Here is a 17,627-nt window from a genome sequence, read left to right as displayed (position 1 = left end):
GCGACGACCGGGAACACAAATGGGGCAAACCTGTACTTCACCATGGAAAGAACCCCCCGATTCGACACGCTGGCTCCAAGGACCGACCGCACGGACGGTCGTTTCACGATGTTGTAATCACGTCCCCGTGGCAGTCCAGGGGCGCCGTCCCGCATGATGATGCAGACAGGAAACTGCAGGGGGGAAGAATTGGACAAAATCCTTGATAGCAGCCCTTCACTGCTCTTCCACCAGCTCGCGCCGGACCATATCCGGCTTTATCGCTGGGGCAGTTCCCAGGCTTTTTTCACGCTGTCCGAGGCAGCGTCCGCCCTGGGTCTGACCGAGGCCGCCACCGAGACCGCGATCGGCGCCCTGGAAGAATTCCACCTGGTGAACCGAGCGCCCGGCTCGGAACATCTTCAAGAAATGGGAGAGTACGGCGCCTGGTGGCGCACGGTGCATCCGCATATGGCCGCCGCCCGGATGGCGAAAGCCGAGTCCGAGCTGCGCCGGCGGCTCGTCGAGCTGGACGCGCGACGCGACTCGCTGGACGCGCTGGCCGCGGAGTACGACCCGCGTCCGGCGCCGCGCACCGACAGCGTGGAGATGGTCGACTCGCTCGGTGATGTCATCGCGCTGCTGGAACAGGCCAGCACGGAGTGCGAGTTCGAGATGATCACCTGTCAGCCGGGCGGCGGCCGGCCGACGGTGGAGCTGGAGCAGGCGGTCGCCCGGGACACGGCGCTGCTGCGCCGGGGCGTCCGGATGCGCACGCTCTACCAGCACTCGGCCCGGCGGCACACGCCCACCCAGGCCTATGTGGAGCGGGTGGTGGCCGCGGGCGCCGAGGTGCGGACGATGGCCGAGCTGTTCGGCCGCGTGATCGTCTTCGACCGCCGGATCGCCTTCGTCCCGCACCATCAGCGGGCGGGCGGTGCCGCGGTGCTGCGGGCCCCCGCCGCGCTGGCGTTCCTGTGCACCGCGTTCGACCGTGCCTGGAACCTCGCCATGCCGTTCGGTGAGCCGGAGCAGTCCCGGATCGCCGTCGACGAGCTGCGCCGGCGCATCCTGCGGCTGCTGAGCGAGGGGCTCAAGGACGAGGTGATCGCCCGCAGGCTCGGCATCTCCCTGCGCACCTGCCGCAAGCACATCGCGGACCTGTTCCAGGAGCTGGGTGCCGACAGCCGGTTCCAGGCGGGCTATTTGACCGCCGCCCGCGCGCTGCTGGCCGGTCCCGCGTAGGCCGCCCCGCCCCGGCGCCGGTCCCGTCACCGCGCCGGGGCGGCACGCGGACGGCCGGGGTGCCGGTGACCGCCGTACGTCACCGGCACCCCGGCCGTGTCCGTCATGCCCCTCGCGTCCCGCCGGTCCCCGGGGCGGCCGGTCCCGCCGGTCGTACCGGCCCGCCGGTCCCGTCACGGGGTGCCGGCGGAGTCCCGGTTCAGAGCGTCTTGCCGGTGGCGGGGCCGACCAGCAGGCCCTCGCCGAAGCGGTCCACGCGGACCGTGTCGCCGTCCTTGATCTCGCCGGACAGGATCTCCTTGGCGAGCCGGTCGCCGATGGCGGTCTGCACCAGGCGGCGCAGCGGCCGGGCGCCGTAGGCCGGGTCCAGGCCCTCCTCCGCCAGCCAGGCCAGTGCCTGCGGTGTGACGTCCAGCGTGAGCCTGCGCTCGGCCAGCCGCTTGGCCAGCCGGGCGATCTGCAGCCCGGCGATCCGCTCCAGCTCGGGCTTGGTCAGCGCCGAGAAGACCACCAGGTCGTCCAGCCGGTTGAGGAACTCCGGCTTGAAGGAGGTCCGGACGACCTCCAGCACCTGCTCCTTCTTCTCCGCCTCGCCCAGCACCGGGTCCACCAGGTACTGGCTGCCCAGGTTGGAGGTGAGCACCAGGATGGTGTTGCGGAAGTCGACCGTACGGCCCTGGCCGTCCGTCAGCCGGCCGTCGTCCAGCACCTGGAGCAGGATGTCGAAGACCTCCGGGTGGGCCTTCTCCACCTCGTCCAGCAGCACCACGGTGTACGGGCGCCGCCGCACCGCCTCGGTCAGCTGGCCGCCCTCCTCGTACCCGATGTAGCCGGGGGGCGCGCCGACGAGCCGGGCCACGCTGTGCTTCTCGCCGTACTCCGACATGTCGATGCGGACCATGGCCCGCTCGTCGTCGAAGAGGAATTCCGCGAGCGCCTTGGCGAGTTCGGTCTTGCCGACACCGGTCGGGCCGAGGAAGAGGAACGACCCGGTGGGCCGGTCGGGGTCGGAGATCCCGGCCCGCGACCGCCGCACGGCGTCGCTCACGGCCTGCACGGCCTCGCTCTGCCCGATGAGCCGCCGGCCCAGCTCCTCCTCCATCCGCAGCAGCTTCTGCGTCTCGCCCTCCAGCAGCCGGCCGGCCGGGATGCCGGTCCAGGCGGCGACCACGTCGGCGATGTCGTCGGAGCCGACCTCCTCCTTGACCATGGTGTCCCGGGCGACCTCCTCCTCGGCCTCGGAGGCGGCCTCCAGCTCCTTCTCCAGCTGCGGGATCTCGCCGTAGAGCAGCTTCGCCGCGGTGTCGAAGTCGCCGTCGCGCTGGGCGCGTTCGGCCTGACCGCGCAGGTCGTCCAGCCGCTCCTTCAGCTCACCGACCCGGTTGAGGGACTGCTTCTCCTTCTCCCAGCGGGCGGTCAGCCCGCGCAGCTCCTCCTCCTTGTCGGCGAGGTCGCGGCGCAGCTTCTCCAGCCGGGCGAGGGAGGCCGGGTCGGTCTCCTTGCCGATCGCCAGCTCCTCCATCTTCAGCCGGTCGACGGCACGCTGGAGTTCGTCGATCTCCACGGGCGAGGAGTCGATCTCCATGCGGAGGCGGGAGGCGGCCTCGTCCACCAGGTCGATGGCCTTGTCGGGGAGGAAGCGGGAGGTGATGTACCGGTCGGACAGGGTCGCGGCGGCCACCAGCGCGCTGTCGGCGATCTGCACCTTGTGATGGGCCTCGTAGCGGCCCTTGAGCCCGCGCAGGATGGCGATGGTGTCCTCCACCGTGGGCTCGGCGACCAGCACCTGCTGGAACCGCCGCTCCAGCGCCGGGTCCTTCTCGATCCGCTCCCGGTACTCGTCCAGCGTGGTGGCGCCCACCATGCGCAGCTCGCCACGGGCCAGCATGGGCTTGAGCATGTTGCCCGCGTCCATGGCGGAATCACCGCCGGCCCCGGCTCCGACGACGGTGTGCAGCTCGTCGATGAAGGTGATGATCTGCCCGTCGGATTCCTTGATCTCGGCGAGGACGGCCTTCAGCCGCTCCTCGAACTCGCCGCGGTACTTCGCCCCGGCGACCATGGCCCCGAGATCGAGCGAGACGAGCCGCTTGTCCTTCAGCGACTCCGGCACGTCCCCCTTCACGATCCGCTGGGCGAGCCCCTCCACGACGGCGGTCTTGCCCACACCGGGCTCGCCGATGAGGACGGGGTTGTTCTTCGTCCTCCGGCTCAGCACCTGCACGACCCGCCGGATCTCCTGGTCCCGCCCGATGACCGGGTCCAGCCGGCCCTCGCGGGCCGCGGCGGTGAAGTCGGTGCCGAACTTCTCCAGGGCCTTGTACTGGCCCTCCGGGTCGGCGGTGGTCACGCGGCGTCCTCCCCTGGCCTTCTTGAAGGCCTCCAGCAGCTTCTTCGCCTCGGCGCCCTGCGCGGCGAGCAGCTCGCCGACGGCACCGCCCTTGGCGGCGACACCGATCAGCAGGTGCTCGGTGGACAGGTAGTCGTCGCCGAGTTCCTTCGCGCGTTCACCGGCGTCCGCGATCACGGCCAGCAGCTCACGGCTGGGCTGCGGCGGCGCGACGGTGGAACCGGTGACGCTGGGCAGGCCGGCGAGGATGCGCTCCGTGCCGGCACGCACGGCGGCCTGGTCGGCCTCGACGGCGGCGAACAGGTCGGTGATGTTCTCGTTGTCCTGCCCCTGGAGCAGAGCCAGCAGCAGGTGAGCGGGGGTGAGGTCCGGGTGCCCCTCGGTCACGGCGCGATTGCTCGCCGCGTTGATCGCGTCCCGGCTCCGGTTGGTCAGCTCGGCGTCCACGTCGTCCGTTCTCCTCCTCGTCCACGGTCCACTGCTGACTTAGCTAGCGTACACAAAGTTGAGTCTATTCCACTCAAGGTTCACCGGGGGCTTCTCCGGCGCTAGGTTGCGACGCATGACGAGGCACTCCGTGGACCCGGCTTCCCCCGACGAGCCCTACCTCGCCTTCTGGCGCGAGCGGCATCTGTGCACCCTGACGACCCTCAGGCCCGACGGCAGCCCGCACGTGGTGCCGGTGGGGGTGACGTACGACGCCGAGGCGCGGCTGGCCCGGGTGATCACGAGCGGCACGAGCGCGAAGGCCCGGCACGTGGCAGCGGCCGGCCCCGAGGGCGCCCGGGTGGCGGTGTGCCAGGTGGCCGGCCGGCGCTGGGCGACACTGGAGGGGCGGGCGCGGGTGCGGACCGAGCCGGAGCGGGTGGCGGAGGCGGTGCGGCGCTACGCCGAGCGCTACGAACGGACGCCGGGCCCGAATCCGGCTCGCGTGGTGATCGAGATCCAGGTCGAACGGGCACTGGGGCACGGGTGAACATGTCCAGCCACCGTGAAAGTCGGCCTATACCTGGAAATGTCCCCGCAAAACTGCAGCGGCGTCACCGTGTTCAGGTCACGGTGACGCCGCTGCGGGGGGAAGCACCTGAGCGATCTGTTACGACGGGGGAATCGCGTCAGGCACTGCGGGGGGTGGCCGAGATGGTCCTCAGGTCGGACTCCGCCGGCTCGACGAGCCGGTGGTCCCGCTGGTCCAGGTTCACAAAGATCATTCCGTACCGGATGGCACACCGCACCGGCTGCGGCGCACCGCGCGGCTTGCGCAGACACCGGTACGCCCGTACGTCCTCGTCGTCGTCCCGGGTGACGACCACCGGCTCGCCGAACACGGTCACCATCAACGAGTCACCGCTGTGGGGGATGGCGGTCACCAGGTCGATGAAGTGCCAGCCGGAACGGTACGCGGTGGCCATTTCGCGACGGAAGGAACGGTCGTCGGGCGGGGTAGTCACGTCAGCTCCTCACGCCGTCCTTGGGATGCACAGGCCAACTGGTATCCAAAGCTGCCACGGTGGTCGCGGTCACCGCCGGCCAGCTGGTGTCCGCTCGAACATCGCCGTTCTCACTCGCCAGGCCGCCCAGCGCTCCTGCGGCCGCAACAACGGTGAAGGCGGCGACAAGTATCGAGCGAAGCAGTCTCTTGCCCATAGTCGGCTTCGTCCTCACTTGAAGGTCCCCTCTTCCCCCGTCGGTACGACGATGGCTCATTCGGGCGTGTCGTGGCCACATAATCAATGCATCATGTTCCTGCATGTTCAGGACCCTGGGGGGTGGAGATTTGGCAACGAATCGGACTAAAGTCGTACATCCCCATGCGGTGACCGAGATGTGTGAGGAAGGTGGCCGCCTCTACGCAGATGCTCTACGAGCCGGGCGCATCGCTCGTACAGAGGCGGAACGCGCTCCTTGTCTGTTGGAGTTCGCCCTCCTGCACCCGGATCCCGACGATCCGGAATGGTTGCGTCCCGTCCCCGCCCCCGTAGCTCTGGCACAACGGCTCAACCCCATAGAGCGGGAGATCACCGAGCGCAGGCGGTTGTCGATCCAGCTGGCCGATGTCTTCGAGCCGTTCATGGCGCTGAGCAGCCACATGGCGGCAACCACCGACTCCATCACGGTATTGGAGGGCGGGGAGCGCATCAACGCGGCGCTGAACATGGCGACGACCCTGTGCCAGACCGAGGTGCTCACGGTCCAGCCGAGCGACCGCTACTCCGAACGCAGCCTTCTCCGGGGGCTCGAACGCGACAGGCCGCTCATCGAGCGCGGTGTACGGATCCGGACGCTGTACCAGCACACCGCGCGGCACAACCCCGAGAAGCTCGCCTACGTGGCTCAGCTCGCCAACGGCAAGGTGGAGTACCGCACGATCGACGAGCTGGTCGAGCGACTCATCATCTGCGACGAGGCCGTTGCCTTCCTGCCCGTCCGGGACGACCAGCAGGTCGCCCTGGAACTGCGCCACCCGGGTCTCGTCCGCTACCTGATCAAGGTGTTCGAGTTCATGTGGGGCCGAGCGGTCCCGCTGACCGCCGGCGCCCCCTACGAGACGGCCCCCGACGGCATCACGGAGATCCAGCACTCCATCGCCAAACTCCTCGTCGAAGGCCACGTCGACGAGGCCATCGCCCGCCGCCTGGGCATGAACGTGCGCACCTGCCGTGCCCACATCGCCAAGCTGGCCACCGCCCTCGGCAGCGGCAGCCGCGCCCAACTCGGCTTCCTCATAGCGCAGTCCGGCATCCTGACCCGGGAGCACTGAGGCGCCGGGCGAGTCGGGAACGGACGGCGTGAACGTCCGTACCGCACGGCCGCGCATCGCCGGGCCGGCCGCCGCCCCCCAGCAGCGACAGCCGGGCGCGGCCCGGTTGCCTCCTCGCCCGCTCAGGGCTCCTCGACCAGGAGACCGGGCCGGGCCGGGCCGGTCGGCCGGTGGTGGCCGTCCAGGCCCACCTGGGCGATGCGGACGCCCAGCTGGGTGCGGCTGGCCGCGCCCAGGGTCTCCGACAGGCGGGCGATGTGCGCCCGGCAGGTGCGGACGCTGATGCCGAGGCGCTCGGCGATCACCGCGTCCTGGTGGCCCTCGGCGAGCAGCGCGGCGATGGACTGCTCGCGGTGCGAGATGCCCTCGATGCCGGTGTCGGGGAGGGGCGCGGTGAGCGGGATGGCGAGACGCCAGAGGCGCTCGAAGACCGTCAGCAGGTATTCCACCAGCGCCGGGTGGCGCAGTTCCAGGGCCATCGTGCGGTCGTTGTTGGCGGGGATGAAGGCCACCGTGCGGTCGAAGAGGATGAGCCGGTCGATGACCTCGTCCAGGGTGCGGGCCTCCACCGTGTCACCCATCAGCTCCAGGTAGTTGAGCAGCCCCTGGCCGTGCCGGGCCACGTGCGTGTAGAGGTCGCGCATGCGCACGCCCCGACCGCGCAACGCCAGCGCCCGGTGCAGGCCCTCGGTGAGTTCCGCCTCCCGCCGGATGCCGCCGGGCTGCACGGTGAGCACCTCGGTGGTGCACGCCTCGGTCGCCTCGTCCATCGCGGCCTGGATGCGGGAGAGCCCGTCCAGGACCCGGATGGCGCTGCCCTCGGCCGGCGCGTCCGGCGCGTCCGGCTGCCGGCCCAGGCCCGCGTACCACTCGAAGGCGGCCACCGCCGACCCCACCCGCCGCTGACTCGCGCTGACCTCGTCGTAGACCCCGCGCAGCAGCCGGGTCATCACCTCCTGCGGGGAGGTGGGCACCAGCCAGTCCATGTCGTCGGGGTCCGGGTGCAGCAGGGCCAGCTCCAGCAGGCAGGGCACCGGCTCGGCATCCGTGCGCGGCACCCGTCCCCGGCGTACGGCACGGGAGTACACCCGATCCCCGGCCCCGCACAGCCGGTCGGCACCGTGAGGATGCTCCTCCGCCCCGCGCCCGGCCATCGCCCATTCCACCCCCGGTGTGCTGCCACTTCCGCAGCGCAACTATGCGCGGCGTCGACCGGGTCCGCAACACGGCTCTCCCCACTACGGCAGCCGAAAACGCCCGCTGTGCCCGGGTTTCGCCCGCACTCCGCCCCTCGCCGTGCACCAAGCCGGCGGCGGAGGCGGGGGCGCCCTCCGCGGCATCACGGGTGTCGCCTCCCCCGGGTGCCGCCGGCACCCGGAGCGGCCCCGGCCGGGGCCGCTCCGTCACCCCTGGGGGCGGCGGGGCTACTTGAGGCCGATCGCCGCGCAGGCCGCCTTGTACTTGGCGGTGCAGATCTCGTCGAGGGTGTAGATGCCGTCCGCGACGACCGTGTCCTCGATGTTCCTCTTGGTCAGCGCGGTCACCTGGACCAGCTTGGACGGGATGTCCTTCTCGCTGGGGCTGTCCACCCGGTCCTGGGTGAGGGCGTCGAACTGGATGTCCTTGCCCTGGATCTTGGTGACGGCCATCTGCGCGGCGGCCTCGGCCTCGTCCGGGTAGGACTTGTAGACGCTCATGTACTGCTCGCCGCTCACGATGCGCTGCACGCCGTCCAGCTCGGCGTCCTGGCCGGTGATCGGGGGCAGAGCGGTGACGCCGGCCGCCTTCAGCGCCTTGATGACGCCGCCCGCCATGCCGTCGTTGGCGGAGTAGACGCCCGCGATGTTGCTCTTGCCGATCTCCGCGATCGCCTTGGCCATGTTGGCCTCGGCGATCTCCGGCTTCCACTTCTCGGTGTCGTAGCTCTCGGCGATCGTCACCTTGCCGTTCAGCTCGGAGAGCGCGCCCTCCTTGAACTGCCTGGCGTTCGGGTCGGTGGGCGAGCCGTTCACCATGACGATCTTGTCGGAGGTGTCGACGTCCGAGCCCAGGGCCCCCAGGAGGGTACGGCCCTGCACCTCGCCGACGAGTTCGTTGTCGAAGGAGATGTAGGCGTCGATCGGCCCCTCGGCGAGCCGGTCGTAGGCGATGACCGGTATGCCCGCGTCCTTGGCCTTCTTCACCTCGCCGGCGATGGCGTGCGCGTCCACGGCGTCGAGCAGGATGACGTCGACCTTGCCGTCGATCATGTTCTGCAGCTGCTCGGACTGCCGGGCGACGCTCGCGTCGGCGTTGGCGTACTCGACCTTTCCCCGCTTGTTGGTGAGTTCGGCCACCTTCTTCTTGATGATGGGGTAGTCGAACTTGTCGTAGCGGGTGTTGGCCTTCTCCGGCAGCAGCAGGCCCACGGTGATGTCGTCACCCTTGGTCGGGCTCGCGCTCGCGCCGTCCCCCGTCGCGTTCAGCACGCCACAGCCGGCGAGCGAGAGGGTCATCGTGGACGCGGCCACGGACAAGGCGATACGACGCATTCGAGGGCTCACTTCAGGTGCGTTCCGGACGTGGGTGTTGCTATACGACCCAGGTGTCTGAAAAGACAACGCGGAGGCCACACCCGGCGTCAAGAAGAATCACTTAACGAGTCCGCAACACCACGCTCAGCTGCCTCTGTGAAGGTCGCGCGAAACCTCTGCAAAGGTTCTTTACGGGCCGTTCATCCAAAGGGAGTTCATGGAGTCGGCAAAGATCCGTACAACCAACCCGGTTCACCACGAGTCGTGATCATCGCGGCCCCGGGGTCGCGCACCGACTCGATCAGAGGAACGAATGAACCCAGCCAGACGTACGACCGCGACGGCCGTCGTACTCGCCGCCTCCGGCGCCCTGCTCGGCGCGGTCGCCCCCGCCGCGTCCGCCGCCCCGAACTGTGCCTCACCGGTCTATACCCGGCAGTTCTTCGCGAACACCACCTTCTCGGGCACCCCGAAGAAGACCGACTGCGACACCGGCGTCGTCGAGGAGTGGGGCACCGGCGCGCCCGCGTCCGGGCTGCCGAAGGACAACTTCGGCGTCCGCTGGACCGTCACCCGCGACTTCGGCTCCGGCGGCCCCTTCGCCCTCAGCGCGACCGCCCAGGACGGCATCCGGGTGTACCTCGACGGCACCCGCAAGATCGACCTGTGGAAGAACGTCTCCCGTACGCAGTCCACGTCGGTGAACGTCACCGTCCCCTCGGGCAGGCACACCCTGCGGGTCGACTACGTCAACTGGACGGGCGCCGCGAACGTCCGCTTCGGCTACGCCCCGCGCACCGGCGCCGACGTCGACAAGGTCAAGCCCCTGGTGCCCGCCGGGGTGTCGGCGGCGTACGACAAGGCGACCGGCCGGACCGGGCTGAGCTGGGCGAAGAACAAGGAGATGGACGTCGCCGGGTACCGCGTCTACCGGCGCCCGAAGGGCAGGCCGTTCGACGCCGAGCCGCTCGCGACCCGCACCGTCACCTCGTACACCGACACCACGCTGCCGCGGTCCGGCGAGACGTACTACTACGAGGTCCGCGCCGTCGACCGGTCCGGCAACGAGTCGGCCGGCACGGCGGACCAGCCGGTCACCACCGTCGACCGGATCGCCCCCGCCGTGCCCGTCGTCACGAAGGCGAGCGGCGAGGTGACCCCGGAGGGCGGCACGGGCGGGCTCCGGCTCGCCTGGGACGCGGTGCCGGACGCGGTGTCGTACCGGGTCTTCCGGGCGGCGAGCGAGAACGGCACGTACTCCGCGACGGGCAGCACGCCCGAGCCGTCCTTCCTGGACGCCTCGGCCGCCGAGAGCGTCACCTACTACTACCGGGTCTCGGCCCTCGACGCGGCCGGCAACGAGTCCGCCCGGTCCGCGCCGCAGCGGGGCAGGATCTGGGACAACGACCCGCCGGCGCTCGTCACCGGCCTGAAGGTCACCCCGACCGAGTACGGCTTCCATCTGGTCTGGGACCAGAGCGCCGCCACGGACCTGCGGTACTACACGGTCAACCGGGGCGAGGTGGTCGGCGAGGAGGACGACCGGGCCTGCTACGGCGGCACGGTCGACTACCTGTCGCCCGAGAAGACGTCCTACGACTACACCACGCTCCCGGACGGCGACGACGTCTGCTTCTACATCGACGCCGTGGACGACGACGACAACTCGGCGAACAAGTGGAACGGCCCGGGCGAGGCCGTGGCCGCCACCGAGCTGGACATGACGCCGAGCGTGGCGACGCCCGAGGACTCGCCGGTCCGGCTGGACGCGACCACCGGCCGCGACGGCACGGGCCCGGTCGCGCTGAGCTGGAACACGGTGCCCGACGCCACCGGCTACCAGGTCTACCGCTGGAACCCCGGCACCGGGGCGTACGAGAGGCTGGCGACCACCACCGGGACGTCCTACGAGGACGGCGGCGCCCGGAAGGGCACCACCCACTTCTACCGGGTGACCGCTCTCCTCGCGGACGGCACCGAGTCCGCGCCCGGCGGCGACTGGGCGTCGACGGCACCCTGAGCGGGAGGCGGGGGCCCGGGAGGCGAGGACCCGGGAGGCAAGGGGCTCCGGAAGGACGGTGCTCCGGGAGAAACGGAGAGGGGCCCGGAGATCCGGGCCCCTCTTCCGCACACGGTGCGGGTCAGTCCTGCTGCTGCCGCTTCGGCCGCCACACCACCAGCGCGCTGGTCTGCTGGACCTCCTGGTACGGGACCAGGTCGCGCCGGTAGGAGGCGTGCACGGCGGCCTCGCGCTGCCGCATCGCCGCCGCCGCGCCGTCCAGGGCCGCCTCCATCTCCGCGACCCGGGACTGGAGCGCGGCGACCTGGTTCTCCAGTTCGATGATGCGCTTGATGCCGGCCAGGTTGATGCCCTCGTCCTGCGACAACTGCTGCACCTGGCGGAGCAGTTCGATGTCACGGGCCGAGTAGCGGCGGCCCCGGCCCGCGGTGCGGTCCGGGGAGACCAGGCCCAGGCGGTCGTACTGGCGCAGCGTCTGCGGGTGGAGTCCGGAGAGCTGGGCCGCCACCGAGATGACGTAGACCGGGGTCTCCTCGGTCAGTTCATACGGGTTTCGTCGACGGCCGTCCATCACTCTCAGGCTCCCTTCGCGGCCTCGAACAGCTCCGCCCGCGGGTCCTCCCCCGCGGTCGCCTCGCGATACGCCTCCAGTGCGTCACGAGCCTTCCCCGACAGGTCCGTGGGGACACGTACCTCGACGGTGACCAGCAGATCGCCGCGGGTGCCGTCCTTGCGGACCGCGCCCTTGCCCCGTGCCCGCATGGTCCGGCCGTTCGGGGTGCCGGGCGGCAGCTTCAAGGTGACGGCCGGGCCACCGAGGGTCGGCACCCGTACCTCGCCGCCGAGAGCCGCCTCGTCGAACGTCACCGGGACGGTGACGGTGAGGTTGTCGTCCTTGCGTCCGAACACCGGGTGCTCCCCGACGTGGACGACCACGTACAGGTCGCCGGCCGGGCCGCCCCGCTCGCCGGGCGCGCCCTTGCCGCGCAGCCGGATGCGCTGGCCGTCCGTCACCCCCGCGGGGATGCGGACCTGCATGGTCCGGGACGACTTGGCGCGCCCGCTGCCCTTGCAGTCCAGGCAGGGGTGCTCGGCGATCAGGCCGCGCCCCTTGCACTCGGGGCAGGGGTCGGTGAGCGAGAAGCCACCGCCGGACCCCCGCGCGACCTGACCGGTGCCGACGCAGGTCTGGCACACGCGCGGCGTGCCGTTCTTGTCGCCGGTGCCGGAACAGGCCTTGCAGGGCGCCTGGGAGGACATCCGCAGGGGCACCGTGGCGCCCTCGATGGCCTCCGTGAAGCTCAGGGTGACCTCGGACTCGACGTCCTGGCCCCGCCGGGGCTGGGTACGCGTGCCGGTGGCACCGCCCCGGTTGAACAGGCCCCCGAAGACGTCACCTATACCGCCGCCGAAGCCTCCTCCGCTCTGGGCGTTGCCTCCGAAGAGATCGCCCAGGTCGAAGTTGAAGGAGCCGCCGCCGGCGCCCGGCCCGGGGCGGAAGCCGCCGTTGCCGAACAGGGCGCGTGCCTCGTCGTACTCCTTGCGCTTCTTGGGGTCGCCGAGGATGTCGTTCGCCTCGGAGATCTCCTTGAAGCGCTCCTCGGCCTTGGTGTTGCCCTTGTTGGCGTCCGGGTGGAACTCGCGGGCGAGCTTCCGGTACGCCTTCTTGATCTCGGCCTCGGTGGCGTCCTTGGGGACGCCGAGGACCTTGTAGTAGTCCTTCTCGATGAAGTCCTTGGTGCTCATCCTCGACGCCCCTCCTTCCGTCCGGTGTCTACGTCAGCCCTCCTCCGGGCCACCGTTCTCCTTGTCGTCGGCCTCCGCGCCCTCTTCGGCGCCTTCGGCCTTGACCGTCTGCGCGCCGGGCTGCGGTTCGGCGACGGCCACCCGCGCGGGGCGGATGGTGCGCTCGCCGATGCGATACCCGGGCTGCAGGATCGCCACGCAGGTCGTCTCGGTGACGTCCGGCGCGTAGCTGTGCATCAGGGCCTCGTGGATGGTCGGGTCGAAGGGCTCGCCCTCCTTGCCGAACTGCTGCAGGCCCATCTTGGCCGCGACGGTCTCCAGCGACTCGGCCACCGACTTGAAGCCGCCGACCAGTTCGCCGTGTTCGCGCGCGCGGCCGATGTCGTCGAGCACGGGCAGCAGCTCGGTCAGGAGGTTCGCGATGGCGATCTCCCGGACCGCGACCCGGTCGCGTTCGACGCGGCGGCGGTAGTTCTGGTACTCGGCCTGGAGTCGCTGGAGGTCCAGCGTGCGCTCGTTCAGCGCCGTGCGCACCTGGTCCAGCTGGGCGACCAGACCGGCACTTTCGTTCGCGTCCCCGGCCGGGGCCGCCCCCTCCTCGGGGGCGGCCTTCGGCTCGGCGTCGTCGGAGGTGGCGCCGGAGGGGACGTCGGGCTTCTCGTCAAAGCCCGGGGTCTCCTCCGTCACGCGGCACCGTCCTTGCGCTCGTCGTCCACGATCTCGGCGTCGACGACGTCGTCGTCGGCCTTGGCCTCACCGGCACCGGCGGTGGCACCGCCGGCGGCCTGCGCGCCCTGGGCGTCGGCGTACAGGGCCTGGCCCAGCTTCTGCGAGACGGCCGCGACCTTCTCGGTGGCGGTGCGGATCTCGGCGGTGTCCTCGCCCTTGAGCGTTTCCTTCAGCTCGGCGACGGCGGCCTCGACCTCGGTCTTGATCTCGCCGGGGACCTTGTCCTCGTTGTCCTTGAGGAACTTCTCGGTCTGGTAGACGAGCTGCTCGCCCTGGTTGCGGGACTCGGCGGCCTCGCGGCGCTTGTGGTCCTCCTCCGCGTAGCGCTCGGCCTCCTCGCGCATGCGGTCGACCTCGTCCTTCGGCAGCGAGGAGCCGCCGGTGACGGTCATCTTCTGCTCCTTGCCGGTGCCGAGGTCCTTCGCCGTGACGTGCATGATGCCGTTGGCGTCGATGTCGAAGGAGACCTCGATCTGCGGGACGCCGCGCGGCGCCGGCGGCAGACCGGTCAGCTCGAACATGCCGAGCTTCTTGTTGTAGGCCGCGATCTCGCGCTCGCCCTGGTAGACCTGGATCTGCACGGACGGCTGGTTGTCCTCGGCCGTCGTGAAGATCTCGGAGCGCTTGGTCGGGATCGTGGTGTTGCGCTCGATCAGCTTGGTCATGATGCCGCCCTTGGTCTCGATACCGAGGGACAGCGGGGTGACGTCGAGCAGCAGGACGTCCTTGACCTCGCCCTTGAGGACACCGGCCTGGAGCGAGGCGCCGATGGCGACGACCTCGTCCGGGTTCACACCCTTGTTGGCCTCCTTGCCGCCGGTCAGCTCCTTGACCAGTTCGGCGACGGCGGGCATACGGGTGGAGCCGCCGACGAGGACGACGTGGTCGATCTCGCCGAGGGCGATGCCGGCGTCCTTGATGACGTTGTGGAACGGCGTCTTGCAGCGCTCCAGCAGGTCGGCCGTCAGCTGCTGGAACTGGGCGCGGGTGAGCTTCTCGTCCAGGTGCAGCGGGCCCTCGGCGGACGCGGTGATGTAGGGCAGGTTGATCGAGGTCTCGCTGGACGAGGACAGCTCGATCTTGGCCTTCTCGGCGGCCTCACGGAGGCGCTGGAGGGCCATCTTGTCCTTGCTCAGGTCCACGCCGTGACCGGACTGGAACTGCTTGACCAGGTAGTCCACGACGCGCTGGTCCCAGTCGTCACCACCGAGGTGGTTGTCACCGTTGGTGGCCTTCACCTCGACGACGCCGTCGCCGATCTCCAGGAGGGACACGTCGAAGGTGCCGCCACCGAGGTCGAAGACGAGGATCGTCTGGTCGTCCTTGTCGAGGCCGTAGGCGAGCGCCGCCGCGGTGGGCTCGTTGACGATGCGCAGGACGTTCAGACCGGCGATCTCGCCGGCCTCCTTGGTGGCCTGACGCTCGGAGTCGTTGAAGTAGGCCGGGACGGTGATGACCGCGTCCGTGACCTTCTCGCCCAGGTAGGCCTCGGCGTCCCGCTTCAGCTTCTGCAGGATGAACGCGGAGATCTGCTGCGGGTTGAAGTCCTTGCCGTCGAGCTGGATCTTCCAGTCGGTGCCCATGTGGCGCTTCACCGAGCGGATGGTCCGGTCCACGTTCGTGACCGCCTGGCGCTTGGCGACCTCGCCGACGAGCACCTCACCGTTCTTCGCAAAGGCGACGACGGACGGCGTGGTCCGGGCACCCTCGGCGTTGGTGATGACGGTGGGCTCGCCGCCCTCCAGAACGCTGACGACGGAGTTAGTCGTGCCCAGGTCGATGCCGACCGCACGTGCCATTTTTGATTCCTCCAGCTGACTTGAGTGGAACAGGCTCAAGTGTGCACGAGGAGAGGCTCCGGGTCAACAGACCTGAGCCAGGCAGACTCAACTCTTATCCGTTCCTTACACGCAACGACGCGCTGACCTGCGTGGATGTCATACGACGGGACTGCTGGACAGGCATCCGAAGGAGTACGAGAACGACCACGACGGCCACTACCGCCCCCGCCACCCAGAGCGCGGCACCGTCCCCGGTCCACCCCGCGTGCACCAGTACCCCCACCAGCACCGAGGAAAAGGAGGCCGCCCCCAGCAGGACGACCGCCCCCTGCGGAGTGAGTCCGAGCCGGCGCATCCGGTGCGCCAGATGGTCCGGCCCGCGCCTGAGCAGCGGACGCCGGGCCAGCCCCCGGGCGAGGACCACGAGCAGGGCGTCGGCGACGGCGACGGCACCGAGACAGAACACCACCGCCGCGCTCGGCCCGATCGCGTACCCCGCGCGCGTGAAGACGACGGCGGAGGAGAGCACGAACCCGGTGAACAGCGAGCCGCAGGCGCCCAGGCCGACCCGCGCGGGGTGCCAGTTGTGCATCAGGAAGCCGGTGAGGGCGGCGGCGACCACGCTCAGCAGCACGGCCAGCCCGTCCATCACCTCGGCGGCGGCACAGGCCCCCGCACCGAAGGCGGTGACCACACCGACCGTCCCGGCCAGCCCGTCGGCGTGGTCGAGCCCCTTGAAGGCGAGCGTGGCGACGACGATCCAGCCGACGGCCAGCAGCCCGCCCGGCACGCCCGTCTCGTCGTACGGCACCACCCAGGCGGCGGCCACGGCCGTACCGGTGACGAGCACGCGCGCGCGAAGCCGCCACACGTCGGCCACCAGCCCGAGACCGGCGACCCCGGCGGCGACCACCAGCAGGCGCCCGACGCCCTCCCCGAGCGGGGCGACCCGGGTCCACTCCCCCATGCCCGCGACCAGGCAGGTGACGACCACGACGGCTAGGCCGCCGAGGAGCGGCAGGGGTCGCTGCCGGCGCCGGTCGAGGATTCCGGCTCTCAGGGCGGGCAGCCGGAGCGCCGCCGCGAGCACGGCGGCGAGGAGGAGGGCGGCGGTGGCGGCGGCGATCCCGTAGAGCACGGCTCTAAGGTAGGGGCGAAAGTATCAATTCGGTACGAATAACACGATCTGATTGCCTGCAGATGGGCGACACAGGCCACCCTCAGCGATCCAGATCACCCCGCGCCCGGCTGCATCCCGACGGAAGATGGGGGTAGTCTCAGACGGACTACATAAGTTACCGCTTAGTAATGTCGATCAGCTCAGACAGCTCGTTCAGACCGAGGCCGCCTCAGGAGCCCCAATGCAACTCGCCGCGATCATCGTGTCGCTGGTCCTGATCGTGGTCGGCGTGGCACTGTTCGGCCGCGCCCTCCTGCAGATCTACAACTTCATGCGGCTGGGCCAGCCGGTGCCGGCCGGTACGCGGACCAACGATCCCACACAGCGCACCATCACCGTGGCCCGGGAGTTCCTCGGCCACACCCGGATGAACCGCTGGGGCATCGTCGGCGTCGCGCACTGGTTCGTGGCGGTGGGCTTCTTCTCCCTGCTGCTGACGATCGTCAACGCCATCGGACAGCTGTTCCAGGCGGACTGGCTCCTGCCGGTCATCGGCGACTGGGCGCCGTACAACGTCTTCGTCGAGTTCCTCGGCACGATGACGGCGCTCGGCATCCTCGTCCTGATCGTCATCCGCCAGCTGAGCAAGCCGAACAAGCCGGGCCGCAAGTCCCGCTTCGCCGGCTCCAACTTCGGCCAGGCGTACTTCGTCGAGGCCGTCATCCTCATCGTCGGCGTCTGCATCTTCATGCTGCACGCCCTCGAAGGCGCCCAGCACCACGTGGACGGCTACGAGGCCTCCTTCTTCATCTCGTACCCGGTCGTCGCCTGGCTGCGGGACATGGACGTCTCCACGCTCCAGAACCTCACCTACTTCTTCGCCGGCCTGAAGATCGCGACCTCCTTCATCTGGATGATCACGGTCGCCCTGAAGACCGACATGGGCGTGGCCTGGCACCGCTTCCTCGCCTTCCCGAACATCTGGTTCAAGCGCAACGCCGACGGTGGGACCTCCCTCGGCGCGCTGCTCCCGATGACCTCCGGCGGCAAGCCGATCAACTTCGAGGACCCGGGCGAGGACGACGTCTTCGGCGTCTCCCAGGTCGAGCAGTTCTCCTGGAAGGGCCTGCTGGACTTCTCCACCTGCACCGAGTGCGGCCGCTGCCAGTCGCAGTGCCCCGCCTGGAACACCGGCAAGCCGCTCTCCCCGAAGCTGCTGATCATGTCGCTGCGCGACAACGCCCACGCCAAGGCGCCCTACCTGCTCGCGGGTGGCGGCAAGACCGTCGAGGGCGAGGAGAAGGCGTCCGAGGAGCAGCTGGCCGGCGTGCCCGCCGCCGCCCTGGCCGAGGCCGAGCGCCCGCTGATCGGCACCGCCGAGGA

General features: G+C 70.1%; 14 protein-coding genes and 1 pseudogene. 5 read left to right on the top strand and 10 right to left on the bottom strand.

The features are described from left to right. Positions 1–216 precede the first annotated feature (216 nt). The gene (locus ACZ7KF_RS22700; RefSeq protein ID WP_471077865.1) at positions 217–405 is read right to left on the bottom strand and encodes a hypothetical protein; all 189 of its coding nucleotides are present in this window, start codon (positions 403–405) and stop codon (positions 217–219) included. A gap of 3 nt (positions 406–408) precedes the next feature. Here ACZ7KF_RS22700 and ACZ7KF_RS22695 point away from each other — a divergent pair, with 3 nt between their 5' ends. Next, positions 409–1,224, top strand: coding sequence for a LuxR C-terminal-related transcriptional regulator (locus tag ACZ7KF_RS22695; protein WP_471077862.1), 816 nt, complete (start codon positions 409–411; stop codon positions 1,222–1,224). 199 nt (positions 1,225–1,423) lie between these two features. Here the strand turns inward: ACZ7KF_RS22695 and clpB are convergent, their stop codons facing one another. Continuing rightward, positions 1,424–4,021, bottom strand: coding sequence for an ATP-dependent chaperone ClpB (clpB, locus tag ACZ7KF_RS22690; protein WP_471077859.1), 2,598 nt, complete (start codon positions 4,019–4,021; stop codon positions 1,424–1,426). Positions 4,022–4,136: 115 nt separating this feature from the next. Here clpB and ACZ7KF_RS22685 point away from each other — a divergent pair, with 115 nt between their 5' ends. Beyond that, entirely contained in the window at positions 4,137–4,550 is a 414-nt protein-coding gene (locus ACZ7KF_RS22685; protein WP_471077856.1) for a pyridoxamine 5'-phosphate oxidase family protein, read from the top strand. 139 nt (positions 4,551–4,689) lie between these two features. Here the strand turns inward: ACZ7KF_RS22685 and ACZ7KF_RS22680 are convergent, their stop codons facing one another. Further along, a complete protein-coding gene (locus ACZ7KF_RS22680) occupies positions 4,690–5,025 on the bottom strand; it encodes a Rieske (2Fe-2S) protein (RefSeq protein WP_225824759.1) in 336 nt (111 codons plus the stop codon). 299 nt (positions 5,026–5,324) lie between these two features. Between ACZ7KF_RS22680 and ACZ7KF_RS22675 the strand changes: the two genes are divergently transcribed. Further along, entirely contained in the window at positions 5,325–6,335 is a 1,011-nt protein-coding gene (locus ACZ7KF_RS22675; RefSeq protein WP_471077853.1) for a helix-turn-helix transcriptional regulator, read from the top strand. A 122-nt stretch (positions 6,336–6,457) separates the two neighbouring features. On the opposite strand, the gene ACZ7KF_RS22670 is transcribed toward ACZ7KF_RS22675, so the two are convergent. Both ACZ7KF_RS22670 and ACZ7KF_RS22665 read right to left on the bottom strand, forming a co-directional pair. Further along, entirely contained in the window at positions 6,458–7,393 is a 936-nt protein-coding gene (locus tag ACZ7KF_RS22670) for a helix-turn-helix transcriptional regulator (RefSeq protein WP_471077850.1), read from the bottom strand. 366 nt (positions 7,394–7,759) lie between these two features. Beyond that, positions 7,760–8,866 (bottom strand): sugar ABC transporter substrate-binding protein, encoded by a 1,107-nt coding sequence (locus ACZ7KF_RS22665; RefSeq protein WP_471077848.1) that lies wholly within the window; start codon positions 8,864–8,866, stop codon positions 7,760–7,762. 295 nt (positions 8,867–9,161) lie between these two features. Between ACZ7KF_RS22665 and ACZ7KF_RS22660 the strand changes: the two genes are divergently transcribed. After that, entirely contained in the window at positions 9,162–10,868 is a 1,707-nt protein-coding gene (locus ACZ7KF_RS22660) for a PA14 domain-containing protein (protein ID WP_471077845.1), read from the top strand. A gap of 121 nt (positions 10,869–10,989) precedes the next feature. Here ACZ7KF_RS22660 and ACZ7KF_RS22655 read toward each other — a convergent pair whose 3' ends face one another. The 5 genes from ACZ7KF_RS22655 to ACZ7KF_RS22635 form a co-directional block, all read right to left on the bottom strand. Continuing rightward, positions 10,990–11,439, bottom strand: a complete 450-nt coding sequence (locus ACZ7KF_RS22655; RefSeq protein ID WP_471077842.1) for a heat shock protein transcriptional repressor HspR — start codon at positions 11,437–11,439, stop codon at positions 10,990–10,992. Between the two features lie 5 nt (positions 11,440–11,444). Continuing rightward, the gene (gene dnaJ, locus ACZ7KF_RS22650) at positions 11,445–12,614 is read right to left on the bottom strand and encodes a molecular chaperone DnaJ (RefSeq protein ID WP_471077839.1); all 1,170 of its coding nucleotides are present in this window, start codon (positions 12,612–12,614) and stop codon (positions 11,445–11,447) included. Positions 12,615–12,647: 33 nt separating this feature from the next. Next, complete coding sequence (grpE, locus tag ACZ7KF_RS22645; protein ID WP_471077836.1) at positions 12,648–13,301, bottom strand: nucleotide exchange factor GrpE; 654 nt, start codon at positions 13,299–13,301, stop codon at positions 12,648–12,650. Beyond that, positions 13,298–15,142: a molecular chaperone DnaK gene (dnaK, locus tag ACZ7KF_RS22640; protein ID WP_471077833.1), complete on the bottom strand. Its 1,845-nt coding sequence runs from the start codon at positions 15,140–15,142 to the stop codon at positions 13,298–13,300. The genes grpE and dnaK overlap by 4 nt, the downstream gene beginning before the upstream one ends. 94 nt (positions 15,143–15,236) lie before the next feature. Beyond that, complete coding sequence (locus ACZ7KF_RS22635; RefSeq protein WP_471077830.1) at positions 15,237–16,262, bottom strand: MraY family glycosyltransferase; 1,026 nt, start codon at positions 16,260–16,262, stop codon at positions 15,237–15,239. Between the two features lie 223 nt (positions 16,263–16,485). Between ACZ7KF_RS22635 and ACZ7KF_RS22630 the strand changes: the two are divergent. After that, positions 16,486–17,627 (top strand): annotated as a pseudogene (locus ACZ7KF_RS22630) (Fe-S oxidoreductase); the annotation flags it as partial.

Source organism: Streptomyces sp. NPDC038200 (assembly GCF_055600785.1).
This window is presented reverse-complemented; position numbering and strand designations above follow the sequence as displayed.